Here is a 611-nt window from a genome sequence, read left to right as displayed (position 1 = left end):
GCCGCCGCCCTCGTCGCCGACATCGACTGGCTCGGCGCCCGGGCGCGCGTGGTGGCCTGCGACGCGGCGGACCGCGACGCGCTGGCCGCGGCCCTGGCCACCGTCCCGGACGCGCACCCGCTGACCGCCGTCGTGCACACGGCGGGCGTCCTGGACGACGCCCTGCTGGCGTCCCTGACGCCCGAGCGCGTGGACGCCGTCCTGCGGCCCAAGCTGGACGCGGCCCTGCACCTCGCCGAGCTGACCGCGGGCGCGGACCTGGCGGAGTTCGTCCTGTTCTCCTCCGCGGCCGCCACCCTCGGCAGCCCCGGCCAGGGCAACTACGCGGCGGCCAACGCGTTCCTCGACGCCTTCGCCCACCGCCTGCGCGCCCGGGGCGTGCCCGCCACCGCGCTCGCCTGGGGCCTGTGGGACGAGAGCAGCGAGATGACCGGCCACCTCGACGAGGGCCGCCGGACCCGCATCTCGCGCGGCGGCGTCCTGCCCCTGGCCTCGGCGGAGGGCCTCGCGCTCCTCGACACCGCCCGGTCCGCGGGCGCGCCCCACCTGCTGCCCGTCCGCCTCGACACGGCCGCGCTGCGGGCGGGCGCCCGCCGGGGCGAGGCCGTGCC

Annotated in this window: 1 protein-coding gene; it reads left to right on the top strand. The window is 80.0% G+C overall.

Features of this window, described 5'->3' with window-relative positions; all coding sequences use genetic code 11:
- Nucleotides 1-611, top strand: a 611-nt coding sequence (locus IE330_RS38555; RefSeq protein ID WP_190140825.1) for an SDR family NAD(P)-dependent oxidoreductase, incomplete at both ends; no start/stop codon positions are given.

It is taken from the genome of Streptomyces longispororuber (genome assembly GCF_014656095.1).
In the GTDB taxonomy this organism is placed as follows: Bacteria; Actinomycetota; Actinomycetes; order Streptomycetales; family Streptomycetaceae; genus Streptomyces; species Streptomyces longispororuber.
The sequence above is the reverse complement of the archived record's forward strand: the minus strand, read 5'-3'. Positions and strand labels throughout refer to the sequence as shown.